Source organism: Mycolicibacterium smegmatis (assembly GCF_001457595.1).
GTDB classification, from domain to species: domain Bacteria; phylum Actinomycetota; class Actinomycetes; order Mycobacteriales; family Mycobacteriaceae; genus Mycobacterium; species Mycobacterium smegmatis.
The window spans coordinates 4,849,017-4,875,308 of sequence record NZ_LN831039.1 but is presented as its reverse complement, the minus strand read 5'-3'; the positions used below and the strand labels follow the sequence as shown (position 1 = coordinate 4,875,308).

Genomic DNA, 26,292 nt, shown 5'->3' with positions numbered 1-26,292 from the left:
TCGGCCCCTTCGTGAGCATCAGTCGAGGTGGTGGACGGCGGACTCCGGCCACGTCAACGTGATCGGAGAACCGTGGGAGATATCTTGCGGCAGAGACGAACTCGATGTGAGCACGCTGGCGTTGACGGCGACCCCGCCCGCGGTGGTCGCGGCGATGCGGGTGAGCGGGCCCGCGTAGATGATCTCGGTGACCGTCGCCGCGATGCCGCGGTGCCCGGCTGCCGGTTCTGTTCCCGCGGGGGCGACGGCGATGCGCTCGGGCCGCACCGCGAGGGTGCCCGACCGGCCGAACACCGCCACGGCGTCCTCGCCGTCGAGAACGTTCGAGGTGCCGACGAAGTCGGCGACGAAGCGGTTGGCAGGGTGTTCGTAGACCTCGCGGGCCCCGCCCACCTGCTCGATGCGGCCGTTGTTGAACACCGCGAGCCGGTCACACAGCGTGAGGGCCTCGTCCTGGTCGTGGGTGACGATGACGAACGTGATCCCCACCTCGCGCTGGATCGCCTTGAGTTCGACCTGCATCTGCTCGCGCAGCTTGAGGTCGAGTGCGCCGAGGGGTTCGTCGAGCAGCAGTACACGCGGGCGGCCGACGAGTGCGCGTGCGAGCGCGACGCGCTGTCGCTGGCCGCCCGACAACTGGATGGGGCGCCTGCGCGCCTGATCGGTCAGCCGCACCATGTCGAGCGCGTCGGCCGCACGGCGGCGTCGTTCGGCTTTGCCGACGCCGCGCACCCGCAGGCCGTATTCGATGTTCTGCGCGACGGTCATGTGGGGGAACAACGCGTACTCCTGGAACACGGTGTTGACATCGCGGTGCCGCGCGGGCACCCCGGTGACGTCGGTCCCACCGAGCCGGATGGTCCCCGAGGTCGGGGTCTCGAAACCCGCGATCATCCGCAGCACCGTGGTCTTGCCCGACCCGGACGGTCCGAGGATCGCGAACAGTTCGCCGTCGGCGACCGTCAGATCGGCGTGGTCGACCGCCACGACCTCGCGGCGGCCGTCTCCGAACACCTTGCGGACCCCGACGAGTTCGATGCGGGGCGCCGCATCCGCAGAACCGACGGCGGTGGCTCCTGAGCCGTGTGGTGTGCCGGCCGTTTTCTGGACCCTCCCCGAAGGCATGGCTCATCGTAAGAATTCCGCGGTGTGTTCGCAGTCTCAATCTTGATTTCGTGTGATGAGCCTGTTCAGGCCACGGATTTCGTCTCGTCGGCAAACTGCGTCCCGAAGGCTTCGGCGGGCCCACCCGGCATGCTGCTCGGTCACTCGGCCGGCGCGCTCAAGGTTTCCGGCATCCGTGCCGCAGGAGCAATCGGCCCGATCCGCCACGTATCCGGACGCAGACCCGGCGGCGCGCGGCGGTTCGGTGCGCCCTCCGGCTCGAAGGAGGCACGCGATCTCTACCGGAACGGGCTCAAGATCGCGTCCTGCCGTCGGTTGGGAGAGTCGGACACCGCGGATCGGTTCGGTTCGCATGCCGCGGGTGCGCCGACCGAGCGCGGGCGGCGGTCACACGTTGCCGCGGGCGGCTCCTGCGGCGCGCGGCTCAAAACCTCGATCGACGACGATCCTGGGCTACGAGCAGTGCGAATGCCAGGTCGCTCCGTATCCGCGGGCCACCGGCGCGGTGCCCGCGAGCGGCGGGTCGCCGCGTGCGTCGACGCCAGGACCCTCGAGAAGGCTTTGCGGGATGGCCCCCGTTCCTGCCTTCGGCAGTGCAACCGGGGTTCGCCGAGAAGCTGACGCACCCTGCCGCGCGCCCGCACGAGGTGCAGATCGACAAGCGCACAGCTGGCGGGATCCGGGTCGGCATCAACCACGTCCGCACGCCGCGATAGGGACCGACCGACCGGCCGCAGGACCGCGGCGGCGGCAAAACCTTACTGACTAGTAATATTTTCAGCAAACTTTTTGAGCCAAGCCGTACGGCTCACTAGACAGTTTCGGTCGGATTGTCGACTCTCCGGCGGTTGAGCGAGACGCGTCTGCCGGCCCGTAAATTTAGATAACGATTAGATAACAATGCTGCCTTGATCTGCGGTGTTGTCCCTACTCGGCCGTAACCACCTGCCAACAGGACGTTTGTCCTGAACGCCTCGGGCCGCCCGTCGGCGGCGCGTAACGTTACCGACGGTTACCCGTGCGTAGAACTCATCAGTAACCGATCCGCGCCGAAAAGGCCGCTCTGTTCTTATGCCACTCTTATTAGGGCGCCGCCGCGAGCAGACCCACCCGGGACCGCTCCGCACGCCCCCAGGATTCGACGTCGAATCGCCGTTGGCCTGACGCACCGAGGCGCCCAGGTCGCGCCCACGAGACCGCCACAGACCACCACGAGATCCCGCAAGACCACCGAGCCGCCGCCCTGCGCGACAGGCCCACACGCGACAACGACAGCAGCAGACAGAGCAGCACGAGGAGATAGCGCCCAGTGACGATCTACGAACACGACCGGGTCCCCGCCGGTTGGAACGACGAGTCCGGATCTGACCGTACGGCCGACGGGAATGCTGCCGACACCGCCCACGCCCTGGTCGACCGGCTCAGTGCCGGCGAGCCCTACGCCGTCGCGTTCGGCGGCCAGGGCAGCGCGTGGCTGGAGACCCTCGAGGAACTGGTGTCCTCGGCCGGTATCGAGTCCGAGCTCGCGACGCTGGCCGGTGAGGCCGAGCTGCTGCTGGAGCCCGTCGCGTCCGAACTGGTCGTCGTCCGCCCGATCGGCTTCGAGCCCCTGCAGTGGGTGCGTGCACTGGCCGCCGAAGAGCCCGTGCCCTCCGACAAGCAGTTGACGTCCGCCGCCGTGTCGGTGCCGGGTGTCCTGCTCACCCAGATCGCCGCGGTACGCGCGCTGGCGCGTCAGGGCATGGATCTGACCGCCACCCCGCCGGTCGCCGTCGCAGGCCACTCTCAGGGTGTGCTGGCGGTGCAGGCGCTGGCCGCCAAGGGCGCCAAGGACGTCGAGCTGCTGGCCCTGGCGCAGCTGATCGGTGCCGCGGGCACCCTCGTCGCGCGTCGCCGCGGCATCACCGTGCTGGGGGACCGCCCGCCGATGGTGTCGGTCACCAACGCCGACCCCGAGCGCATCTACGAGCTGCTCGAGGAGTTCTCCTCCGACGTGCGCACCGTGCTGCCCCCCGTGCTGTCCATCCGCAACGGACGCCGCTCGGTCGTCATCACCGGAACCCCCGAGCAGCTGTCGCGCTTCGAGCTGTACTGCACCCAGATCGCCGAGAAGGAAGAGGCCGAGCGCAAGAACAAGCTGCGCGGTGGCGCGGTCTTCGCTCCCGTCTTCGACCCCGTGCAGGTCGAGGTCGGCTTCCACACCCCGCGCCTGTCCGACGGCATCGAGATCGTCGGCCGCTGGGCCGAGACCGTGGGCCTCGACGTCGAGCTCGCCAAGGAGCTCACCGAATCCATCCTGGTCCGCCAGGTCGACTGGGTCGACGAGATCACCGAACTGCACGAGGCAGGCGCGCGCTGGATCCTCGACCTGGGCCCCGGCGACATCCTGACGCGGCTGACCGCGCCCGTCATCCGCGGCCTCGGCATCGGCATCGTCCCGGCGGCCACCCGCGGCGGCCAGCGCAACCTGTTCACCGTCGGCGCGGTGCCCGAGGTGGCCCGCCCGTGGTCCAGCTACGCCCCGACCGTGGTGAAGCTGCCCGACGGCTCGGTCAAGCTCGAGACCAAGTTCACCCGGCTCACCGGGCGTTCCCCGATCCTGCTCGCGGGCATGACGCCCACGACCGTCGACGCCAAGATCGTCGCCGCGGCCGCCAACGCAGGCCACTGGGCCGAGCTCGCAGGCGGCGGGCAGGTCACCGAGCAGATCTTCAACGACCGCATCGCCGAGCTCGAGACCCTGCTGGAGCCCGGCCGCGCGATCCAGTTCAACACGCTGTTCCTCGACCCCTACCTGTGGAAGCTGCAGGTCGGCGGCAAGCGCCTCGTGCAGCGGGCCCGGCAGTCCGGCGCCCCGATCGACGGCCTCGTCGTCAGCGCGGGCATCCCGGACCTCGAAGAGGCCGTCGACATCATCGACGAACTCAACGAGGTCGGCATCAGCCACGTCGTGTTCAAACCGGGCACGGTCGAGCAGATCCGTTCGGTCATCCGCATCGCCGCCGAGGTCCCCACCAAGCCGGTGATCGTGCACATCGAGGGCGGCCGCGCCGGTGGCCACCACTCATGGGAGGACCTCGACGACCTGCTGCTGGCCACCTACTCCGAGCTGCGGTCGCGTTCCAACATCACGATCTGCGTCGGCGGCGGCATCGGCACGCCCGAGCGTTCGGCCGAGTACCTGTCGGGCCGCTGGGCCGAGGTGCACGGCTACCCGCTCATGCCGATCGACGGCATCCTGGTCGGCACCGCCGCGATGGCGACGCTGGAGGCGACCACCAGCCCGCAGGTCAAGCAGCTGCTGGTGGAGACCAAGGGCACCGAAGCGTGGGTGGGTGCGGGCAAGGCCGCCAACGGCATGGCCTCAGGTCGCAGCCAGCTCGGCGCCGACATCCACGAGATCGACAACGCCGCCTCACGCTGCGGGCGTCTGCTCGACGAGGTCGCCGGTGACGCCGACGCGGTCGCCGAGCGCCGCGACGAGATCATCGCCGCGATGGCGCAGACCGCCAAGCCGTACTTCGGTGACGTCGCCGAGATGACCTACCTGCAGTGGCTGCGCCGCTACGTCGAACTCGCGATCGGCGACGGCAACAGCACCGCCGACACCAAGCGCCCGGATTCGCCGTGGCTCGACATCACCTGGCGCGACCGCTTCGAGCAGATGCTCAAGCGTGCCGAGGCGCGTCTGCACCCGCAGGACTTCGGGCCCATCGAGACGCTGTTCGACGCCGATGCCGACGGCGAGCGTTTGCTGGAGGACCCCGAGGCCGCCATCACCGCGCTGCTGCAGCGCTACCCGGACGCCGAGACCGTCGTCCTGCACCCGGCCGACGTGCCGTTCTTCGTCGAGCTGTGCAAGACGCTCGGCAAGCCCGTCAACTTCGTCCCGGTCATCGACAAGGACGTGCGCCGCTGGTGGCGCAGTGACTCGCTGTGGCAGGCGCACGACGCCCGCTACGAGGCCGATCAGGTCTGCGTCATCCCGGGCACCGCGGCCGTCGCGGGCATCACCCGCGTCGACGAGCCCGTCGGTGAACTGCTGGACCGCTTCGAGCAGGCCGCGGTCGACGAGGTGCTCGGCGCGGGCGCCGAGCCCGTCGAGGTGCTCTCGCGCCGTCAGGCCCGTCGCGACGCGAGCGGTCCGCTGGCCGTCGTGCTCGACGCCCCCGACGTACTGTGGGCCGGCCGCATGTCGGTCAACCCCGTGCACCGCATCGCCGCGCCCACGGAGTGGCAGGTGCGGGAAGGTTCGGACAACCGCTCCGCGTCGCACCCGTCCACGGGCGCACGCCTTGAGGTCGCCGACGATCAGCACGTCGTGTTGTCGGTTCCGTTGTCCGGCACCTGGATCGAGATCCGCTTCACGCTGACCGACGTGGTCCGCAGCGGTGGCGCGCCCATCGTCGAGGTCGACGACGCCGCGACCGCCATGCGCGCCGTGCTCGCGATCGCGGCCGGTGTCGAGGGACCGGAGAACCTGCCGAAGGTCGTCGACAACACCGCGACCGTGACCGTCGACTGGGATCCCGAGCGCGTCGCCGACCACACGGGTGTCACCGCGACGTTCGGCGCCCCGCTGGCCCCGACGCTCACCGTCGTGCCCGACGCCCTCGTCGGCCGCTGCTGGCCCGCGGTGTTCGCCGCGATCGGTTCGGCGGCCACCGACGCCGGATTCCCCGTCATCGAGGGTCTGCTGAGCCTCGTGCACCTCGACCACGCCGCACGTCTGCTGGCCGAGCTGCCCAAGGAGCCGGCCGAATTCACCGTCACCGCAAAGGCTTCCGCGGCGACCGACACCGAGGTGGGCCGCGTGGTCCCGGTCTCGGTCGAGGTGCGCAACGCCGCCGACGGCGCGCTGCTGGCCACGCTGGAGGAGCGGTTCGCGATCCGCGGCCGCACCGGTGCGGCCGAACTGACCGACCCGGTGCGCGCCGGTGGTGCGATCTCCGACAACGCCACCGACACCCCGCGCCGCCGCCGTCGCGACGTCACCGTGGGCGCCCCCGTCGACATGCGTCCGTTCGCCGTGGTCTCGGGTGACCACAACCCGATCCACACCGACCGCGCCGCAGCGCTGCTGGCCGGGCTGGAAGGCCCGATCGTGCACGGCATGTGGCTTTCGGCCGCGGCCCAGCACGTCGTCACCGCCACCGACGGCAAGCCCGTCCCGCCGGCCAAGCTCATCGGCTGGACCGCGCGCTTCCTGGGCATGGTCAAGCCGGGCGACCAGGTCGACTTCCGCGTCGACCGCGTCGGAATCGACGTCGGCGCAGAGGTTCTGGAGGTCTCCGCACGCATCGGCTCGGAGCTGGTGATGGCGGCGACCGCACGCCTGGCGGCCCCGAAGACCGTCTACGCGTTCCCCGGCCAGGGCATCCAGCACAAGGGCATGGGCATGGAGGTCCGTGCCCGCTCGAAGGCCGCCCGCAAGGTGTGGGACTCGGCCGACAAGTTCACCCGCGAGACCCTCGGGTTCTCGGTGCTGCACGTCGTGCGCGACAACCCCACCAGCCTGATCGCCTCGGGCGTGCACTACCACCACCCCGACGGCGTGCTGTTCCTGACGCAGTTCACCCAGGTCGCCATGGCGACCGTCGCGGCCGCGCAGGTCGCCGAGATGCGTGAGCAGGGTGCGTTCGTCGAGGGCGCGATCGCGTGCGGTCACTCCGTCGGTGAGTACACCGCGCTGGCATGCGTGTCCGGCGTGTACGAGCTGGAGGCACTGCTTGAGGTCGTGTTCCACCGCGGCAGCAAGATGCACGACATCGTGCCGCGTGACGAACTGGGCCGGTCGAACTACCGCCTGGCCGCGATCCGGCCCAGCCAGATCGACCTCGACGACGCCGACGTCAAGGACTTCGTCGCCGAGATCTCCGAGCGCACGGGTGAGTTCCTGGAGATCGTGAACTTCAACCTGCGCGGCTCGCAGTACGCCATCGCGGGCACGGTCGCAGGCCTGGAGGCGCTGGAGGAGGAGATCGAGCGTCGTCGCCAGATCACCGGCGGCAAGCGGTCGTTCATCCTGGTGCCCGGCATCGACGTGCCGTTCCACTCGAGCGTGCTGCGGGTCGGCGTGGCCGACTTCCGGCGCAGCCTGGAGCGCGTCATGCCGCGCGACAAGGATCCCGAGCTGATCATCGGGCGCTACATCCCGAACCTGGTGCCCCGGCCGTTCACCCTGGACCGCGATTTCATCCAGGAGATCCGGGACCTGGTGCCCGCCGAGCCGCTCGACGAGGTGCTCGCCGACTACGACACGTGGCGCAACGAGAAGCCGAAGGAACTGTGCCGCAAGGTCGTCATCGAGCTTCTGGCATGGCAGTTCGCCAGCCCGGTGCGCTGGATCGAGACGCAGGACCTGCTGTTCATCGAGGAGGCCGCAGGCGGTCTCGGTGTCGAGCGGTTCGTCGAGATCGGCGTGAAGTCGGCCCCGACCGTGGCCGGCCTGGCGACCAACACGCTCAAGCTCCCGGAGTACTCGCACAGCACCGTCGAGGTGCTCAACTCCGAGCGTGACGCCGCGGTGCTGTTCGCCACCGACACCGATCCGGAACCCGAGCCCGAGGCCGACGAGCCCACGGCAGATGCGCCCGCCGAGGCGGCGCCTGCTGCTGCGGCGGCCCCGGCTCCGGTCGCCGCGCCCGCGGCGCCGTCCGGCGGACCCCGCCCCGACGACATCACGTTCGATGCCGCGGACGCGACAGTGGCGCTGATCGCGCTGAGCGCCAAGATGCGCATCGACCAGATCGAGGCGCTCGACTCCATCGAGTCGATCACCGACGGCGCGTCCTCGCGGCGTAACCAGCTGCTGGTCGACCTCGGTTCCGAGCTGAACCTCGGCGCGATCGACGGTGCGGCAGAAGCGGATCTGGGTGCGCTCAAGGGGCAGGTGACCAAGCTCGCCCGCACCTACAAGCCGTTCGGCCCGGTGCTCTCGGACGCGATCAACGACCAGTTGCGTACCGTGCTCGGACCGTCGGGCAAACGTCCGGCGTACATCACCGAGCGCGTCACCAAGACCTGGGAGCTGGGGCCGGGCTGGGCCAAGCACGTGACCGTCGAGTTCGCGCTCGGCACGCGTGAGGGCAGCAGCGTGCGCGGTGGCGACCTGGGTGGTCTGCACGCCGGTGCTCTGGCGTCGGCGGCCGACGTCGACAAGGTCATCGACGGCGCTGTCGCGGCAGTCGCTGCGCGGCGCGGGATTTCGGTCTCGCTGCCGTCGGCGGGTGGCGCCTCGGGTGGTGTCGTGGACTCCGCGGCACTCGGCGAGTTCGCCGAGAAGGTCACCGGTCCCGACGGTGTGCTGGCCTCGGCCGCGCGCCTGGTGCTCAACCAGCTGGGTCTTTCCGACGTCGTCACCACCCCGGAGGCGGCCACCGACGCCGAGCTGATCGACCTGGTCACCGCCGAACTCGGTTCGGACTGGCCGCGTCTGGTGGCTCCGACGTTCGACGCCCGCAAGGCCGTGGTGTTCGACGACCGGTGGGCCAGCGCCCGCGAGGACCTGGTCAAGCTCTGGCTGGCCGAAGAAGGCGACATCGACGCGCAGTGGGAGCAGCTCTCGCAGCGCTTCGAGGGCACGGGCCATGTGGTTGCGACACAGGCGAACTGGTGGCAGGGCAAGGCGCTTGCCGCGGGCCGCAACGTCCACGCGTCGCTGTTCGGCCGGATCGCCGCCGGTGCGGAGAACCCGGGCAAGGGCCGCTACAGCGACGAGGTCGCTGTGGTCACCGGCGCGTCGAAGGGCTCGATCGCGGCATCGGTCGTCGGGCAGCTGCTCGACGGCGGCGCCACGGTCATCGCCACGACCTCGCGTCTGGACGACGACCGGCTCGCGTTCTACAAGCAGCTCTACCGCGACCACGCCCGGTTCGACGCCACCCTGTGGGTGGTCCCGGCGAACATGGCCTCCTACAGCGATATCGACAAGCTCGTGGAGTGGGTCGGTACCGAGCAGACCGAAAGCCTTGGGCCGCAGTCGATCCACCTCAAGGATGCGCAGACCCCGACGCTGCTGTTCCCGTTCGCCGCACCGCGTGTGGCCGGGGACATGTCCGAGGTCGGCTCGCGCGCCGAGATGGAGATGAAGGTGCTGTTGTGGGCCGTGCAGCGGCTCATCAGCGGGCTGTCGAAGATCGGCGCCGAGCGTGACATCGCGTCGCGTCTGCACGTCGTGCTGCCGGGTTCGCCGAACCGCGGCATGTTCGGTGGCGACGGCGCGTACGGCGAGGCCAAATCGGCACTCGACGCGCTGGAGAACCGCTGGAGCGCCGAGAAGTCGTGGGCCGAGCGGGTCAGCCTGGCGCATGCGCTGATCGGCTGGACCAAGGGCACCGGCCTGATGGGCCAGAACGACGCCATCGTCAGCGCGGTCGAAGAGGCAGGCGTGACCACCTACACCACCGACGAGATGGCGGCGATGCTGCTGGATCTCTGCACGGTGGAGACCAAGGTGGCCGCGGCGGGTGCGCCGGTGAAGGTCGACCTGACCGGCGGTCTGGGCGACATCAAGATCGACATGGCCGAGCTGGCTGCCAAGGCCCGCGAGGAGATGTCCGGTGCGGCAGACGAATCCGACGACGAGGCGCCCGCGGGAACCATCCGCGCGTTGCCGTCGCCGCCGCGGGGCTACAACCCGGCGCCGGCTCCGGAATGGGACGACCTCGACGTCGACCCGGCCGATCTGGTCGTCATCGTCGGTGGTGCCGAACTCGGCCCGTACGGTTCGTCGCGCACGCGCTTCGAGATGGAGGTCTCCGGCGAGTTGTCGGCGGCCGGCGTGCTCGAACTCGCGTGGACGACCGGCATGGTCAAGTGGGAGGACGATCCCAAGGCCGGCTGGTACGACACCGAGACCGGTGAACTGGTGCCCGAGTGCGAGATCGTGGAGCGCTATCACGACGCGGTCGTGGAGCGCTGCGGTATCCGCGAGTTCGTCGACGACGGCGCGATCGACCCCGATCACGCGTCGCCGCTGCTGGTGAGTGTGTTCCTGGACAAGGACTTCACGTTCGTGGTGTCCAGCGAGGCCGATGCGCGTGCGTTCGTGCAGTTCGACCCCGAGCACACCGTGGCCCGCCCGCTGCCGGATTCGTCCGACTGGGAGGTGACCCGCAAGGCGGGCACCGAGATCCGCGTGCCGCGCAAGACCAAGCTGTCGCGGACCGTGGGTGCGCAGATCCCGACGGGCTTCGACCCCACGGTCTGGGGCATCAGCCCGGACATGGCGAGCTCGATCGACCGTGTGGCGCTGTGGAACATCGTCGCGACCGTCGACGCGTTCCTGTCGTCCGGCTTCACACCGACCGAGCTGATGCGCTGGGTGCACCCCAGCCAGGTGGCGTCCACGCAGGGCACCGGCATGGGCGGCATGACCTCGATGCAGACCATGTACCACGGCAACCTGCTGGGCCGGGCCAAGCCGAACGACATCCTGCAGGAGGTCCTGCCGAACGTCGTTGCCGCACATGTCATGCAGTCGTATGTGGGCGGTTACGGCGCGATGGTCCACCCGGTGGGTGCGTGCGCCACGGCAGCGGTCTCGGTGGAAGAGGGCGTCGACAAGATCAAGCTCGGCAAGGCCGACCTGGTCATCGCCGGCGGCTTCGACGATCTGACGCTGGAGGCCATCATCGGATTCGGTGACATGGCCGCCACGGCCGACACCGAGATGATGCGGGCCAAGGGCATCAGCGACTCGAAGTTCTCGCGCGCCAACGACCGTCGCAGGCTCGGGTTCCTCGAGGCCCAGGGTGGTGGCACCATCCTGCTGGCCCGCGGTGATCTCGCGCTCAAGATGGGTCTGCCGGTGCTCGCGGTCGTCGGTTACGCGCAGAGCTTCGCCGACGGTGTGCACACGTCCATCCCGGCTCCGGGACTCGGTGCCCTGGGCGCCGCCCGCGGCGGCAGGGAGTCGACGCTGGCACGGTCGCTGGCCCAGCTGGGCGTCGGTGCCGACGACATCGCGGTGATCTCCAAGCACGACACCTCGACGCTGGCCAACGACCCCAACGAGACCGAGCTGCACGAGCGGATCGCGGACTCGATGGGCCGGGCGCCGGGTAACCCGCTGTTCGTCGTCAGCCAGAAGACACTGACCGGTCACGCGAAGGGCGGCGCCGCGGTGTTCCAGATGATGGGCCTGTGCCAGATCCTGCGCGACGGGGTCATCCCGCCGAACCGCAGCCTGGATTGCGTCGACGACGAGCTGGCCACCTCGGGCCACTTCGTGTGGGTGCGTGAGCCCCTGGACCTGCGCGGCAAGTTCCCGCTCAAGGCCGGTCTGGTGACCAGCCTCGGGTTCGGGCACGTGTCGGGTCTGGTGGCGCTGGTGCATCCCGAGGCGTTCATCGCCGCGCTGGATCCGTCCGAGCGCGAGGACTACCGCACGCGGGCCGAGCAGCGCATGCTCGCCGGTCAGCGACGGCTGGTCAGCGCGATCGCCGGTGGGCGGCCGATGTACGAGAAGCCTGCCGACCGCCGGTTCGACCACGACGTGCCCGAGAAGCGCCAGGAGGCGGCCATGCTGCTCAGCACGGACGCGCGCCTCGGCGAGAACGATCAGTACGTCCTGTGATCGTGTCGAAGGGAGTGGAGTGACTCGGCGAGGACACCGTCGACTAGGTTCGCTTCTATGGCGATAGTCGGAGTCGGTATCGATCTGGTGTCCATCCCGGATTTCGCCGAGCAGGTCGACCGGCCGGGCACCGTGTTCGCCGAGACGTTCACGCCAGGTGAGCGCCGGGACGCCGCGGACAAGAGTTCGTCGGCGGCCCGGCACCTGGCGGCCCGGTGGGCCGCCAAGGAAGCCGTGATCAAGGCCTGGTCGAGCTCTCGGTTCTCCAAGCGGCCCGCCCTGCCGGAAGGGATCCACCGCGACATCGAGGTGGTGACCGACATGTGGGGCCGTCCGAAGGTGCGGTTGTCCGGTGAGATCGCCAAACACCTGGAGGACGTGACCATCCACGTGTCGCTCACGCACGAGGATCAGACCGCCGCCGCGGTCGCGATCATCGAAGAGCCCTAGGCGCACTCCGCCACCTCGCCACTAGGCTCACCGGTATGAGTGATGTGGTCGCGCGGGTCAAGCAGGTGTTGCCTTCGGTGCGGGCGGATCTTGAGGATCTGGTCCGCATCCAATCGGTGTGGGCCGATCCGGCCCGCCGCGGCGAGGTGACACGCAGCGCCGAGGCGGTCGCGAAGCTGCTGACCGATGCCGGGTTCGGCGACGTCCGCATCGTGAGCGAGGGCGGCGCGCCCGCGGTCATCGCGCACCACCCCGCGCCGCCAGGGGCGCCGACGGTGCTGCTGTACGCCCACCACGACGTGCAGCCGGAAGGTGACCCGGCGCAATGGGATTCACCGCCGTTCGAGCCGACCGAACGTGACGGCCGGCTCTACGGCAGGGGCACCGCCGACGACAAGGCAGGCATCGCAACGCATCTCGCGGCGGTGCGCGCCTTCGACGGCAAGCCGCCGGTCGGCGTGACGGTGTTCGTCGAAGGCGAGGAGGAGTCCGGTTCACCGTCGCTGGGCGCGCTGCTCGCGGCGCACCGCGACGCGCTGGCCGCCGATGTCATCATCATCGCCGACTCCGACAACTGGAGCACCGAACAACCCGCGCTCACGGTGTCGCTGCGCGGTCTGGCGGACTGCGTGGTGGAGGTGGCCACGCTCGACCACGGCCTGCATTCCGGCCTGTGGGGTGGCGTGGTTCCCGATGCGCTGAGCGTGTTGGTACGGCTGCTGGCGAGCCTGCACGACGACGAGGGCAACGTCGCGGTGGAAGGTCTGCACGAGGCCACCGCGGCCGACGTCGACCGCGGCGTGGACTGGGTCAGGCAGGAATCCGGTCTGCTCGACGGCGTGTCCGAGATCGGTTCGGGCTCAGTGGTGCAACGCATGTGGGCCAAGCCCGCCGTGACCGTCATCGGGATCGACACCACGCCCATCGGCAAGTCGTCGAACACCCTCATCCCGCGGGCGCGCGCCAAGATCAGCATGCGCGTGGCCCCCGGCGGCGATGCCCGCGCGCATCTGGAGGCCCTGACGCGTCACCTCGAGGCGAACACGCCGTGGGGCGCGAAGGTCACGGTCACACCCGGTGACATCGGGCAGCCCTACGCCATCGACGCGAGCGGGCCGGTGTACGACGCCGCCCGCGCGGCGTTCGGCAAGGCCTGGGGCCACGAACCCGTGGACATGGGGATGGGCGGGTCGATCCCGTTCATCGCGGAGTTCGCCGCGGCGTTCCCGGACGCGACGATCCTGGTGACCGGTGTGGAAGATCCGGGCACACAAGCCCACAGCATCAACGAGAGCCTGCACCTCGGGGTGTTCGAGAAGGCCGCGACCGCGGAGGCGTTGCTGCTCGACGCGCTCGGCCGCTGACGGACCGTGCTGGGCAGCGCTGCCTGGTTCGTGGCGGGCCTGCTCGCCCTGGCGTTCGGGTCAGAGGTGATGGTTCGCGGTGGTGCCCAGATGGCGTCGCGAATGGGTATCAGCCCCATCGTCGTCGGTATGACGGTGGTGTCTATCGGGACGAGTCTGCCCGAACTGGCCGTGGGCGTGACGGCGGCCACCGAGGGTAGCGGTGCGCTCGCGGTCGGCAACATCGCGGGCACCAACACCGTGAACCTGCTGTTCATCCTCGGGCTCAGTGCACTGTTGCGGCCCTTGGCGATTCAGCGGCGCACGTTGCGTCTCGATCTGCCCGTGATGGCAGTGGCAGCGGTGCTGTTCTGGGTGCTGTGCATCGACGGGACGCTGTCGCGCGTCGACGGCGTGATCCTGCTGTGTGCCGCGGTCGCGTACACCGTGGTGGTGGTGCGCTCGGCGCGGGTCGAGAGCCGGGACGTCGTCGACGAGTACGCGTACGCGTACCGAGGTGAGCCGGCAGGCGACGACGGCGCCGCAGAGCGTGAACCCGACATGCCCGACACGGGAAGCCTCGTACGGTATTTCGCGATGACGATCGTCGGTATCACCGTCGTGGTCGTCGGGGCCGATTGGCTCGTCGAGGGGGCTGTGGGTATCGCACGCGAATTCGGGGTCTCCGACGCGCTGATCGGGCTCACGATCGTCGCGATCGGCACGTCGGCTCCCGAACTGGTGACGACGATCGTCTCCACGGTGCGCGGCGAGCGCGACATCGCGATCGGAAACCTGTTGGGCAGCAGCGTCTACAACATCGTGCTGATCCTGGGCGCCACGTGCCTGGTGCCTGCGGACGGGTTGCCGCTCAACTCGAGCCTGGTGTGGATCGACATCCCCGTCATGGTCGTCGCGACCCTGTTGCTGATCCCGGTCTTCTTCTCGGGGCGCCGCGTCCATCGCGCCGAGGGCGGCGCGATGGTGGTGGCCTACCTGGCGTACCTGACCTTCCTGCTGTTCACACAGACCTGAAGGTCACGCGGTCAGACCGACAGGTCGCGGCGCAGTTTGGCGACGTGGCCGGTGGCGCGCACGTTGTACTGCGCGACGGCGATCTTGCCGTCCTCGTCGACCAGGAACGTGGACCGGATGACGCCCTGAACGGTCTTGCCGTACATGGTCTTTTCTCCGTACGCCCCCCAGGCCGTCAGCACCGACCTGTCGGGGTCGGACAGCAGCGGGAAGGTCAGACCCTCCTTGTCGCGGAACTTGGCCAACTTCTCGGGCTTGTCGGGGGAGATCCCGACGACGTCGAGGCCCGCGTCGTTGAGTTCGGCGAGGTTGTCGCGGAAGTCGCAGGCCTGCTTGGTGCACCCCGGGGTGGATGCCGCCGGGTAGAAGTACACGATGACCTTTCGGCCCCGGTAATCGGAGAGACTGACAGTGTTGCCGTCGGCATCCGGCAGACTGAACGCGGGTGCGGTGTCACCTGCCTGTAGACGGGGTGTTGGCGGCATGCACAAGATCCCTTCTCGTCGGGCGGTACCGATCGAACGGTGCCGGCTGATCTAGGGTAGTGCGGCAGGGCACCACGACACGGACCGGCTTAGAGGAGCAAACAGTGGCGAACCGCGATCCGGAGACCATCAAGCGCGAGATCGACGAGGCCCGCGATCGGCTGGCGTTGACTGTCGACTCGCTGGCCGAGCGTGCCAACCCGCAACGGGTCGCCGACGACATCAGGGCCGCAGTCGTGGGGTTCATCAGGAAGCCCGCGGTGACGGCGTCACTCGCGGGCGTGGGCGCGATCGTCGTGATCGTGGTCGTGCGCCGGATCAAGCGGCACTGATCCGCCTCGACCCGCCTCGCAACGTGTTAGCCCGCCGGTTTCACCGGCGGGCTCTTTCACTGTGTGGACCGGTGAATGCGCAGGCGGGTCAGCGCCGCCGGCCGGTTCGCAGCCAGCCGGCCAGCGAGAAACTGGGAGGATTGGCGACACGTCCGAGGCGGCTGCAGCTGTAGACCATGATCGGCTGATCGGCAGCAACGAACTGCGAGGTGGGCGACGCCGCGGGTATCGGGTTACCTGCCGTGGTCATCAGCTAATACCTCGAATCCTGGCGTGATCGCCGCGTGTGAAGTTGGACGTTATAAGTCAGCTAACTTAAGAATAACAGCATGTCTGCGGTCTGACCAGGCTATGTCCCGAATCTCGGAACCGGATAGTAACTTTCGTAAGCGTCAGTAATTATACAAAAGTGCACGTGACCTCGGTGTTTGATCTTGATAACAGCACATTTTCAGTGCTGGTGACGTGGTATGACGGAGGAAATCGGCACCGCAAATGGGCAAAGGGTACGGAATCCGTGGCGGGATCGCCGCAGGGGGTCGTGTTGATCTTGAACTTGTCTCGAACCCGGGTGTCCAGCGAACACGCCGAGTTCGCCGACGTCGTGGAACGGTCGAGTGTGTAACGGTTGCCGGTGAAGCGTGTTCGCAGGCGTGATGGGGGTCGCGACGTTTGCTGGACGTCGACGTCTGCTCGGCGATTGACGGCACCGACCGCACTGCCCGGCGAGGTGCGCCGCATCGGCAAAGCTGTTTTTCGGTGGTGCGCAGCGGTTTTCCGATTGTGCCGGGCGAACCGCTGCCGGTGCGGGGGTCGGCGACCGGCCCGCGGGTGATCGGCTGTTATCGCTCGAACGGTTGCTACTGCCAGTCTGTGTAGCTAAGGTCGAAGGCGGGTCCGGTGCGGGGAGCGGATCGACAATTCAAGCGCAGTTGCAACACGGATGAATCGTGTGATCAGGGGGAACGTGTCGTGCAGCAAATTTTCCTCGGATTTGCCGCAGACATCATGCCGCTTCCCGCGGTCGAATTGACGCCGGCGTTTGCCGGCGCGGCGTCGCCGCGGCCCGACGGCGCGTCCCTCAGCACGGGTCGGGAGGTCCTATGGCACATGTGAGCGACGAAACCCTGGGCGATCTGCGGCGGGAGCTCGACCGCTTCAAGAGCGAGCAGTACCGCGACAGCGGCTACGCCGCGGCGCATCTGGCGGGCGCGGTCGAGATGCTCCTGGAAGAGGCCGAGCAGAGCGTCTCCGACCGATATCGCGTCGGCTGAGGGACGTCAGCGCACGCGGTGGACCGAAAGGTCGGGACTCACAAGAGCAGGACGAAAGCAAAAGGGCGGGCACTCGGCCCGCCCTTTCGCGATATGTGGTGCGCCGTCAGGGTTTCGAACCCCGGACCCGCTGATTAAGAGTCAGCTGCTCTACCAACTGAGCTAACGGCGCGCGGTGAAGACAATAACAGGACATCTGCCCAAGCGTGAAATCCGCAGGCCAGAGCATGTGCGAGCGCTCACGGCGGATGGGTGCGAAGTTGCCATTAAACTTGTGCGAAGAACTGGTTCGGCACAGCCGTATGCAAGGGGTGGAGCGTGATGGGGCAGGTAACGACGGTGATCCGTCCGCGCCGGAGTTTGTTCCGGTCGGCGGTTGTCGCCATGGTGCCCGCATTGCTGTTCGGTCTCATGGCCTGCGGTAAGGACGAACAGGACGGTCCGGCGCCCGTGATCGCCGACAAGGGCACGCCTTTCGGTGACCTCCTGGTGCCGCGGGTCAACGCCTCGGTGACCGACGGCGCGGTGGGGGTGACCGTCGAGTCGCCCGTGACCGTCACCGCCGAGAACGGAGTTCTGGGCGGCGTCAGCATGACCGACGAGAGCGGCTCGCCCGTCGCGGGCACACTCAGCCCCGACGGGCTGACGTGGTCGACCACCGACCCGCTGGACTACAACGAGCAGTACACACTCGTCGCGCAATCACTCGGACTGGGCGGTGTGACCAACCGCCGCATCCAGTTCGAGACGCACTCGCCGCAGAACCTGACGATGCCGTACGTGCTGCCCAACAACGGCGAGGTCGTCGGGGTGGGCCAGCCGATCGCGATCCGGTTCGACGAGAACATCTCCGACCGGGTGGCCGCGCAGCGTGCCATCACGGTCAAGACCACGCCGCCGGTCGAGGGCGCCTTCTACTGGCTCAACAACCGCGAGGTGCGGTGGCGGCCCGCGGAGTACTGGAAGCCCGGCACCACGGTCGACGTACAGGTGAACACCTACGGCGTCGAACTCGGCGACGGCCTCTACGGGCAGGACAACGTCGAAACCCATTTCAAGATCGGTGACGAGGTCATCGCGGTCGCCGACGACAACACCAAGACGCTCACGGTGCGCCGCAACGGCGAGGTCGTCAAGACCATGCCGATCTCGATGGGCAAGAACAGCACGCCGACCAACAACGGCGTCTACATCATCGGCGACCGCTACGAACACCTCGTGATGGATTCGTCCACCTACGGCGTTCCGGTCAACTCCCCGAACGGATACCGCACCGAGGTCGACTACGCCACGCAGATGTCCTACAGCGGCATCTACGTCCACGGCGCGCCGTGGTCGGTGGGCAGCCAGGGCTACAGCAACGTCAGCCACGGGTGCCTCAACGTCAGCACCGCCAACGCACGCTGGTTCTACGAGAACACCAAGCGCGGCGACATCGTCGAGGTGCGCAACACCGTCGGCTCGCTGCTTCCCGGCACCGACGGTCTGGGGGACTGGAACATCCCGTGGGAGCAGTGGCGCGCGGGCAACGCCAGCATCTGAGCGCTATCGCACCGCGCGGTCCAGCGTGGCCAGTGACTCGGCGATGAACTGCTCGGGAAACGGTGGCATGCCGCCGATCTGATCGGCGAAACTCTGCGGCGTGTCCGTCCAGTCGTAGGTCAGCGTGACCGCGGTGGCGTCCCCGTCGGGTTGAAGGTCGTAGCGCCAGAACCAACCGCCGGGCGAGTGGTTGCCCGCGTCGTCGAGCAGGCCCGGCTCCCATGCGATGGTGCGGTCCTCGTCGTACTCGGTGACCCGGTTGTGCATGACGTAGTGGCCGCCTGCCTGTTCGAGGAACATGTTGATCGCGAAGATCTGGCCGGTGTCCGTGATGGGCTGCGGGTCGATCGCGTCGCGTACCCAGTCGCCCGGTTCGGTGTCCTTGTGACGGGCCGGGTCGGCCAGCACGCGGAACACGTCCTGCGGTGCGGCGTGGATCCTGCGGGTGACGACGTAACGCTTCGTGGTGCTCATGCCTGAACCTTCTCCCCGTAGAGGCGGGCGATGTCGGGACTGTCGAGCCAGCCCGAGTATGTGGGGTGCTTCGGCCAGCCCTGAGGCGAGTCCTGCCACTGCTCCTGGCGGCCGTAGGGCAGCAGGTCGATGAGCGCGAAGGTGTGGCTCAGTTGTTCGGTGCCACGGCCGTTGGTGTGCCACGTCCGGTACACCTTGTCTTTCTTGGGGTCGCTGTCCGGATCGCCCGCGGGATCGGGCACCCGCAGGAACACGTTGACCGCGAACCCCTCGCCGGGGGCGGCGTCGACGTCGGCGCCGAACGAACTCTCCGACGACGAGTACCACTCCATCATGTTGCCGACCTTGGCGCGGTACCGCAGCGCTTCGTCGATGGGGCCGTTGGTGACGACGACGAACCGGGCGTCGTAGTTGTCGAGGAAATCCAGCCGTGTGAACTGCGACGTGTATCCCGTGCATCCACCGCACTGCCATTCGGCACCGTCGGTCCACATGTGGTGATAGGTGATGAGTTGCGACCGGCCGGCGAAGATGTCGGCGAGCCGTACGGGTCCGTCGGCGCCGACGAGCGTGTACTCGGGCAGCTCAACCATGGGCAGGCGCCTGCGCGCCGCGGCGATCGCGTCGAGTTCTCTGGTGGCGGCCTTCTCGCGCCTGCGCAGGTCGCCGAGCGCGGCGCGCCAGGTCTCGAGGTCGACCACCGGAGGTATCGCTGTCGTCATCGGATCTCCTATGCGTCTGAAGTGGTTCGTGTCGGCTTCCGTTTCGACATCCACGGACTCTGTACAGACCCACCTCGCGTCCAGAACTCATCGCGTTCGGTACTGTCCTCCGAAACGAAGGGTGACCTAAAACACGCACTCAGTAACGAGCACGGAAGTAGGTAGACAAGAATGAGCAGCCAACCACCCGATGCGGCCGGCCTGCGTCTCCTCGTCGTCGGTGCCTCGTCGGGCATCGGACACGCCGTCGCGGAAAGTGCCGCCAAGCGTGGCATCGATGTCGCGGTGGCGGCGCGGCGTATCAAATTGCTCAAGACCCTCGCCGACAGTATCGGGGGACATGCGTTCGAACTCGACGTCGAGGACCCCGCGGCGATCACGCGGGTGGTCAACGAGGCTGCCGACGCCCTCGGCGGTCTCGATGCCGTGGTGTTCACCAGCACGGTGATCCCGTTCGCCTACATCGAAGACACCGACGTCGCCTCCTGGCTGCACGCGTTCAACGTCAACACGCTGGGCGCCAACAACGTGCTGCGCGCCGCGGTGCCCAGGCTGGCCGACAACGGCGTGGTGCTCATCGCGTCGAGCCACGACGTGGGCCGTCCGCGAGCGGGTGTGGCCGCCTACAGCGCGAGCAAGGCCGCCCTCGACGAGATCCTGCATTCGTGGCGCAGCGAGCATCCGGAGTTGTCGGTCATCCGGGTCGGTGTGGGCCCCACCGAGGACACCGAGATCCTGCGTGGTGCCGATCGCGACCTGCTCGACCAGTTGCTCAAGCTGTGGGTGGAACAAGGGGCGCTGCCTGCGCGGATGTCGGCGCTCGGCGATGTCGCCAACACCCTGGTGTCGCTGGTCGTGACGGCATTCGAGAATCCGACCGTGGTTCCCGAGGTGGTGCAGCTGTCGCCGCGTATCCGTCGGCGGCAGGGGCGGGAGCCCGCCGAATAGTCCGTTACGTGATCCGCTGCGGCGCAGCGGGTTTCACGCCTGGGCTGCGGGTGCCACCGTCGGTTCGGTGGGGGCAGGCTCTGGGGCAGGGGGTTTCGTCGGCCACCAACTGAGCTTGCCGATCAGCACGGCCGCGGCGGGCACCGTGATGGTGCGCACCAGGAACGTGTCCAGCAGCAGGCCGACGCCGATGATGAAACCGATCTGCACGGCGGCCAGCAGGCTGCTGAACGTCAGGCCGAACATCGATGCCGCGAAGATGAGTCCTGCTGATGTGATGACGCCGCCGGTGGCGCCGATGGTGCGGATCACGGCCGTGCGCATACCGTGTGCCGCCTCGTCGCGTATTCGCGAGATCAACAGCAGGTTGTAATCGGCCCCGACGGCGACGAGCACCAGAAACGCCATGCCGGGAACGGTCCAGACGATCTCCTTGCCCAGGATGAACTGGAAGAAGACCACACCGATGCCCAGTGCCGACATGTACGAAAGGACCACGGACAACACGAGATAGATCGGCGCGATGATCGACCGCAACAGCGCGGCGAGGATCAGGAACACCACGATCAGGGTGACGGTGATGATGAATCGGAGGTCGCCGTCGTAGTAGTTGCGCATCTCGTTCTGGATCGACGAGAAACCGACCAGTGAGATCTTCGCGTCCGTCAAAGACGTGTTGGGACGGGCGCTTTCGGCCGTCTTCACGATGTCCTTGACCTGGTCCATGGCCGCGGTGCCGAACGGGTCGAGGGCCGTCTGCACCAGATACCGGACCGAGCGGCCGTCGGGTGAGACGAAAAGCGCTGCGGCCTTGTTGAATTCCTCTTGGGTGAGGATCTGTGGCGGGATGTAGAAGCCGGACATCTGCGGATCCGACGCGTCGCGCTTCATCGCGAGCAGGAACTGTGAGGCCTGGTCGAGGCCTTGGCCCATGTTCCTGGTCTGGTCGACGAGCAGCTGCACGCCCTGTGCGAGCTGATGGCTGGAATCGGCGAGCAGGTTGACGCCCTGTTCCAACTGGTCGAGCTGTCGCTTGACGCTGCTCGCGTCTTCGAGCCCCAGTTCCCGAGCGGCCGCCGTGGCCTCCTTGATGCTCTGCTGCAGACCGGAGACCGCCTCGTCGAGGGTCTCGTCACCTTCGGTGGACTCCAGCTGGCGTCCGAGTTCGGCGAACTTGTCGAGGTTTCCGTTGTCCTTGGCCTCGACGATGCGCTGCAGATCCGACCGCGACGCCGCGCACGCCGGGTCGAGGTTGCACTCCGGGCTGACGTTGAGGGCGCGCACCATGGGCGCGGACCAGTCGTACACGTCGGTGATGCGTGCGAGGTTGACGCCCATCGCGCGGCCCAGCGAGCGCATGTTGGCCACCAGTTCGGCGCTCTGATCGATCTGGTCGAGGGTCTTCTCGCCGCCGTACTTGGTCTCCATGTCCGCCAGCGCGCCGGCCAGTGGCCGCACCGTCACGAGCGCGTTGGTCACCTGCGTGCTGATCTGGCCCAGGACATCGGCGAGCTTGTGCGCGCCTCCGCTCAACGTGGAGAGGTTCGCGTCGTTGGCGTCGATCAGGGTGGACGCGTCATTGAGCTTGCCGCCCACCTCGCCGGCCTGCCAGGTCGCCCTGGCCTCCTGGAGCATCTCGCCCGTGGGACGGGTGACGCCGCGGACCATCTCGATGTCGGGCAGTTGGCTCACGCGCTGGGCCATCTGCTCCATGTCGGCCAGTGCCTTGGGGCTGCGCAGATCGTGCGGGGACTGGATCAGGATGAACTGCTGGACGGTGCTGCTCACCGGGAAGTGCTTGTCGAGCGCCGCGTAACCCATGTTGCTGTGCGCATCGTCGGGCAGGTTCTTGCGGTCGTCGTAGTTGAAGTTCACCAGCATTGCGCAGCCGGCCAGCGCGAGCAGCACGGTGAGGCTGGCGACGAGGTGGATGACGGGCTTGCGCACGATGTGTACGCCGGAGCGCCGCCAGATCCGGCCGGTGAGGTCCTTGCGGGGTTTGACCCAGCCGCGGCGGCCCGCGAGCACGACCATCGCGGGCAGCAGGGTCACCGATGCGACGAACCCGAAGCCGATGGTGACCGACAGCGCGGGGCCGACCGTCGAGAAGACGCCGAGGTCGGTGAACGCCAGCCCCATGAAGGTGATGGCGACCGTGCCCGCCGAACCGGCGATCACCTTGCCGATCGAGTCGAGCGCCTCGACGACGGCGTCGTCGGAACTGAGCCCCGAACGTACGCACTCGTGGTAGCGACTGAACAGGAAGATGGCGTAGTCGGTGCCCGCGCCCATCATCATGGCGGTCATCAGCATCAGGGTCTGCGGGCCCAGACCGATCAGATGGATCGCACCCAGACCGGCCACGGACTGCTCGGCCACCACGAGGGCCATCCCGATCATCAGGAGGGGGAGCAGCATCGCGACGAGGTTGCGGTAGACGATGATCAAGATCATCAGCACGATCAGCACGGTGGCGATCTCGATGACGTGCTGATCGCGTTCGCCGATCTTGACGACGTCTTCGAACGTCGCGGCCGGACCGATCACCTCGGCCGAAAGCGAGGTGTTGGCCGTCGAGGACTTGACCGTGTCGACGATCTGCCGGTAGGCGTTCTGTCCCTCCGCGGTGCCCATGGTTCCGGCCGCGCTGATCGGCAACTGCCACGCCTTGTTGTCCTCACTGGTCATCACCTGACGCAGTTCGGGGATGGTCACGAAGTCCTGTGTCGACAACACGTATTCGGTGTCGGCCCGTAGCTTGTCGACCAGCGCGCGATAGGTTTCCTCGTCGGCCGGCGTCAACCCGTTCTCGTTGCTGAGGATGGCGATCGCGACATTTCCGCCGCCTGTTTCGTTGAATGCCTCCTGCATGGCATTGCCGGCGGCGAACACCTCGGAATCGGCGGGCAGAAAGCCGGGGGGATTACGTTCGGCGACTGCGGGCAGCGAAGGGACAGCCGCCAGCAACACACCCGCGACCGCCAACCAGGAGGCGATGACTACGAGGGGATGGCGAACTATGAATCTCCCAAGACCGGAGAATCCTACCCGCGACAACCAATTTCGCGGCACGAAGCGCCGGAACATCCCCGTCATGCTACACGGATTGCGACCTTCTCAACTGCGTCAACGTTTTGCGGGGTTTGTGGGAAGCGCCCGTCCCTTATAGCGTGCTGTTGTCCGGGCGGGCACCTCGGGGATCCCACGCCTGCCGAGCAATCCGGGATGACGATGAAATTTGTAGTGGCGATCCACGGCACCCGTGGCGACATCGAACCGAGCGCAACCGTGGCCACCGAGCTCTGTCGCCGCGGCCACGAGGTGCGGATGGCGGTGCCGCCCAACCTCGTTCCGTTCGTGGAACGTATCGGGTTGTCTGCGGAATCCTACGGCGTGGATTCTCAACAGCAATTGGATGCCGACACGTTCCGCGATTTCTGGAAAATCCGCAATCCGGTCAAAGCGATCCGCGAGGGCCGGGAATACATGGTGGGCGGATGGGCCGAGATGAGTGCCACCGTGGCCGCATTGGCCGATGGCGCCGACGTGCTGTTGACCGGCACCACGTATCAAGAAGTCGTTGCCAATGTCGCCGAGAGTGAACAGATTCCGCTGGCAGCGCTGCATTACTTCCCGCACCGGGCCAATAGCCAGATTCTTCCGATCCGGCTACCCGGGCGAATCGTCGAGCCGATGTGGGCGGTGGCGGAGTGGGGTTACTGGCAGATCCTGAAAAGCGCGGAGGACGCTCAGCGACGTGAATTGGGGCTTGCGCCCGCCAGATCCAGCTCGGTGAACCGGATCGTCTCGAGTGGCACATTGGAGATCCAGGCGTACGACGAGGTGTTCTTTCCCGGCCTGCGGCAAGAGTGGCGAGGAACACGTCCTTTTGTCGGGGCGCTGACGCTGGAACTTCCCACCGATACCGACGACGACGTGACAGCTTGGGCCGCAAGTGGAAAGCCGCCGATCTATTTCGGGTTCGGCAGCATGCCGGTGCAATCTCCCGCCGACGCTGTGACGATGATCTCGTCTGTGTGCACCCGGCTCGGGGAGCGCGCCCTGATCAGTTCCGGCGCGTGGAACCTCGACGCGATACCCGAGAGCGATCACGTCAAGGTGGTCGGCGCGGTGAACCACGCCAAGATCTTCCCGCTGTGCCGCGCGGTCGTGCACCACGGTGGTGCCGGTACCACCGCGGCGGGCCTGCGGGCCGCCAGGCCGACGCTGATCCTCTGGGTCGGCGCGGACCAGCCGGTCTGGGCGGCGGCTGTGAAACGGTTGCAAGCCGGTACCGCAGAACGGTTTTCGAAGGTCACCCCCGACTCGCTTCTGGCGGGCCTGCAGACGGTGCTGACGCCGCGGGCCGCGCTTCGGGCACGGCAGATCGCCGACGAGATGACGACGCCGGCGGACAGTGTCAGGATGACGGCCGACCTCCTCGAGGCGGCGGCGCGCCCGATGCCGGCGTGAATGTTGTTGTGAACCAAGATCGATCATGAGCCGGCAAATTCCGCGGTGCACCGGCGAACGGGTCGTGGTGCCTGGCTAGACTGCATCAATGTTTACGCGCTCGTTGAAGTGGATCACGCGCGGTGGCTGGATCGCCGATATGCCAAGCCGATTCCCGCCCGCACCGCACAAAGACCGGATAGAAGCCATCCTGGCTGCCAACCACGAACAACTGGGCCCCCAGGCCCTCGCGCCCGAATACGACATGCCGGAAGCCAAATTCACTCCGCGCGACGTCAGTTCGCCCCCGTTCCAGGGTGACCTCTACGCGTGGCTGGTCATGCAACGGAAGCCCCAGACCGTGGTCGAGTTCGGGTCGGGATTCGGGGTGTCGGGCATGTATTTCGGTGTGGGCATCGAGTCGAACGGCACCGGACACCTGTACAGCTTCGAGATCAACGATTCATGGGCGGCCGTCGCCGAGCGGTCCATCGCGCAACTGACGCAGCGTTTCACGTTGACGCGTGGGGCATTTGAGGAACATGTGACGGAGGTTCCGGGATCCATCGACATCGCGTTCGTCGACGGAATCCACACCTACGACTTCGTCATGCAGCAGTGGGAGATCCTGAAGCCGCTGATGTCGCCTGGCGGCCTGGTCTTGTTCGACGACATCACATACGGCCAGGGCATGCACGAGGCATGGCTGGAGATCGGCCGTTCGGACGACGTCGTGGGTGCGGTCGAGTTCCGCCGCAACAACCGACTCGGACTTGCCGAGTGCCGGTAGCGACCGCTCAGCGGGGGAGCTGTGAGAACACGAACATCTGCTGGTTCTCCCAGCTCTCTTCGTGGGTGACCGCGTAGCCGCGTGCGGTGAACTCCGACCGCAGCTGATCGCCGGTGTAGCTGTTCATCCAGCCGTGCTGCAGGCGTACGGCCTTCTCCCGCAGTGCCCGCAGGGAATGCGCGTCATCACGCGCACACGCGTACGAGACCACACACTTCGGGAAGCGTTCGGCGAGCCAGTCGACAAGCGCAGGCAGATCCTGGATGTATTCGAGAACCCCCATGAACACCGCGACGTCGTAGGTGCCCGGGGCGAAGTCCGGTAGCGGGCGGTCATTGAGATCGGCGACGATGGTTCCCGGCCCGCGATCGACGATGTCGGACGGCACGTAGGTGCACGACGGGTCGAGATGGCGTTCCAGCACCCGTTTGGCAGCGCCGAATTCGATGACCCGGCTGCCGTCCGGAATGAGTTCGGCCGCCCGCTGCGTGCGGCTCTCCCATGACGAGTAAATGTTGCGAGGTTCGGCCCATCGCCGGTAATCGGTCTTCTGACGCAGGGCGCCAAGCGCTCTCAACATTTGCTAAAACTCCTCGAGCATGTGAAATTTCGACGTCGTCGAATCGGTGCGCCGCAATCGGGGCGACCCGGATCGGGGCCGCCCACCACACCTGTTGTTTTCCGGGAGGCTAGCATCGACGCGACAAACGCGTCTTTTCGTGGGCCGACCGGATACCACCA

The 26,292-nt window shown here is 67.4% G+C and carries 18 protein-coding genes and 1 tRNA gene; 11 read left to right on the top strand and 8 right to left on the bottom strand.

Annotated elements, in window-relative coordinates:
• Window positions 1–18 precede the first annotated feature (18 nt).
• Window positions 19–1,125 (bottom strand): ABC transporter ATP-binding protein, encoded by a 1,107-nt coding sequence (locus tag AT701_RS23270; RefSeq protein WP_011730066.1) that lies wholly within the window; start codon window positions 1,123–1,125, stop codon window positions 19–21.
• Window positions 1,126–1,718: 593 nt separating this feature from the next.
• On the opposite strand from AT701_RS23270, the gene AT701_RS35960 reads away from it, so the two are divergent.
• The 5 genes from AT701_RS35960 to AT701_RS23245 all read left to right on the top strand — a co-directional run bounded on the left by AT701_RS35960 (window position 1,719) and on the right by AT701_RS23245 (window position 14,532).
• On the top strand, window positions 1,719–1,841 hold the full coding sequence (locus AT701_RS35960) for a hypothetical protein (RefSeq protein ID WP_257297131.1): 123 nt from the start codon (window positions 1,719–1,721) through the stop codon (window positions 1,839–1,841).
• A gap of 593 nt (window positions 1,842–2,434) precedes the next feature.
• On the top strand, window positions 2,435–11,704 hold the full coding sequence (locus AT701_RS23260; protein ID WP_058126682.1) for a type I polyketide synthase: 9,270 nt from the start codon (window positions 2,435–2,437) through the stop codon (window positions 11,702–11,704).
• A 57-nt stretch (window positions 11,705–11,761) separates the two neighbouring features.
• Window positions 11,762–12,154 (top strand): holo-ACP synthase AcpS, encoded by a 393-nt coding sequence (gene acpS / locus AT701_RS23255; protein WP_003896157.1) that lies wholly within the window; start codon window positions 11,762–11,764, stop codon window positions 12,152–12,154.
• 35 nt (window positions 12,155–12,189) lie between these two features.
• Window positions 12,190–13,518, top strand: a complete 1,329-nt coding sequence (locus tag AT701_RS23250; RefSeq protein ID WP_058126681.1) for a dipeptidase — start codon at window positions 12,190–12,192, stop codon at window positions 13,516–13,518.
• Window positions 13,519–13,524: 6 nt separating this feature from the next.
• Window positions 13,525–14,532: a calcium/sodium antiporter gene (locus AT701_RS23245; RefSeq protein ID WP_011730062.1), complete on the top strand. Its 1,008-nt coding sequence runs from the start codon at window positions 13,525–13,527 to the stop codon at window positions 14,530–14,532.
• An 11-nt stretch (window positions 14,533–14,543) separates the two neighbouring features.
• Here AT701_RS23245 and bcp read toward each other — a convergent pair whose 3' ends face one another.
• Window positions 14,544–15,017: a thioredoxin-dependent thiol peroxidase gene (gene bcp / locus AT701_RS23240; RefSeq protein WP_011730061.1), complete on the bottom strand. Its 474-nt coding sequence runs from the start codon at window positions 15,015–15,017 to the stop codon at window positions 14,544–14,546.
• Window positions 15,018–15,121: 104 nt separating this feature from the next.
• Here bcp and AT701_RS23235 point away from each other — a divergent pair, with 104 nt between their 5' ends.
• Complete coding sequence (locus AT701_RS23235; protein ID WP_003896152.1) at window positions 15,122–15,349, top strand: DUF3618 domain-containing protein; 228 nt, start codon at window positions 15,122–15,124, stop codon at window positions 15,347–15,349.
• Window positions 15,350–15,437: 88 nt separating this feature from the next.
• Here the strand turns inward: AT701_RS23235 and AT701_RS35300 are convergent, their stop codons facing one another.
• Window positions 15,438–15,599, bottom strand: coding sequence for a hypothetical protein (locus AT701_RS35300; RefSeq protein ID WP_003896151.1), 162 nt, complete (start codon window positions 15,597–15,599; stop codon window positions 15,438–15,440).
• Between the two features lie 862 nt (window positions 15,600–16,461).
• Here AT701_RS35300 and AT701_RS35295 point away from each other — a divergent pair.
• Window positions 16,462–16,623: a hypothetical protein gene (locus AT701_RS35295; protein WP_003896147.1), complete on the top strand. Its 162-nt coding sequence runs from the start codon at window positions 16,462–16,464 to the stop codon at window positions 16,621–16,623.
• 96 nt (window positions 16,624–16,719) lie between these two features.
• On the opposite strand, the gene AT701_RS23205 is transcribed toward AT701_RS35295, so the two are convergent.
• A tRNA-Lys gene (locus AT701_RS23205) sits at window positions 16,720–16,795 on the bottom strand.
• A gap of 149 nt (window positions 16,796–16,944) precedes the next feature.
• Here AT701_RS23205 and AT701_RS23200 point away from each other — a divergent pair.
• On the top strand, window positions 16,945–18,165 hold the full coding sequence (locus AT701_RS23200) for a L,D-transpeptidase (RefSeq protein WP_014878133.1): 1,221 nt from the start codon (window positions 16,945–16,947) through the stop codon (window positions 18,163–18,165).
• 3 nt (window positions 18,166–18,168) lie between these two features.
• Here AT701_RS23200 and AT701_RS23195 read toward each other — a convergent pair whose 3' ends face one another.
• On the bottom strand, window positions 18,169–18,639 hold the full coding sequence (locus AT701_RS23195; RefSeq protein ID WP_011730056.1) for an SRPBCC family protein: 471 nt from the start codon (window positions 18,637–18,639) through the stop codon (window positions 18,169–18,171).
• The gene (locus tag AT701_RS23190; RefSeq protein ID WP_011730055.1) at window positions 18,636–19,361 is read right to left on the bottom strand and encodes a DUF899 domain-containing protein; all 726 of its coding nucleotides are present in this window, start codon (window positions 19,359–19,361) and stop codon (window positions 18,636–18,638) included. The genes AT701_RS23195 and AT701_RS23190 overlap by 4 nt, the downstream gene beginning before the upstream one ends.
• A 171-nt stretch (window positions 19,362–19,532) precedes the next feature.
• Here AT701_RS23190 and AT701_RS23185 point away from each other — a divergent pair, with 171 nt between their 5' ends.
• Window positions 19,533–20,309 (top strand): SDR family oxidoreductase, encoded by a 777-nt coding sequence (locus tag AT701_RS23185; protein ID WP_011730054.1) that lies wholly within the window; start codon window positions 19,533–19,535, stop codon window positions 20,307–20,309.
• Window positions 20,310–20,342: 33 nt separating this feature from the next.
• On the opposite strand, the gene AT701_RS23180 is transcribed toward AT701_RS23185, so the two are convergent.
• The gene (locus tag AT701_RS23180; protein WP_042510664.1) at window positions 20,343–23,396 is read right to left on the bottom strand and encodes an MMPL/RND family transporter; all 3,054 of its coding nucleotides are present in this window, start codon (window positions 23,394–23,396) and stop codon (window positions 20,343–20,345) included.
• A gap of 144 nt (window positions 23,397–23,540) precedes the next feature.
• Between AT701_RS23180 and AT701_RS23175 the strand changes: the two genes are divergently transcribed.
• Together AT701_RS23175 and AT701_RS23170 are read left to right on the top strand one after the other, a co-directional pair.
• The gene (locus AT701_RS23175) at window positions 23,541–24,782 is read left to right on the top strand and encodes a glycosyltransferase (RefSeq protein WP_058126680.1); all 1,242 of its coding nucleotides are present in this window, start codon (window positions 23,541–23,543) and stop codon (window positions 24,780–24,782) included.
• Window positions 24,783–24,870: 88 nt separating this feature from the next.
• Window positions 24,871–25,551, top strand: a complete 681-nt coding sequence (locus AT701_RS23170; protein ID WP_058126679.1) for an O-methyltransferase — start codon at window positions 24,871–24,873, stop codon at window positions 25,549–25,551.
• Between the two features lie 7 nt (window positions 25,552–25,558).
• Here the strand turns inward: AT701_RS23170 and AT701_RS23165 are convergent, their stop codons facing one another.
• Window positions 25,559–26,131 carry a class I SAM-dependent methyltransferase gene (locus AT701_RS23165; RefSeq protein ID WP_003896139.1) on the bottom strand — a complete coding sequence of 191 codons (573 nt, stop codon included), beginning with the start codon at window positions 26,129–26,131 and terminating at the stop codon, window positions 25,559–25,561.
• Window positions 26,132–26,292: the final 161 nt, after the last annotated feature.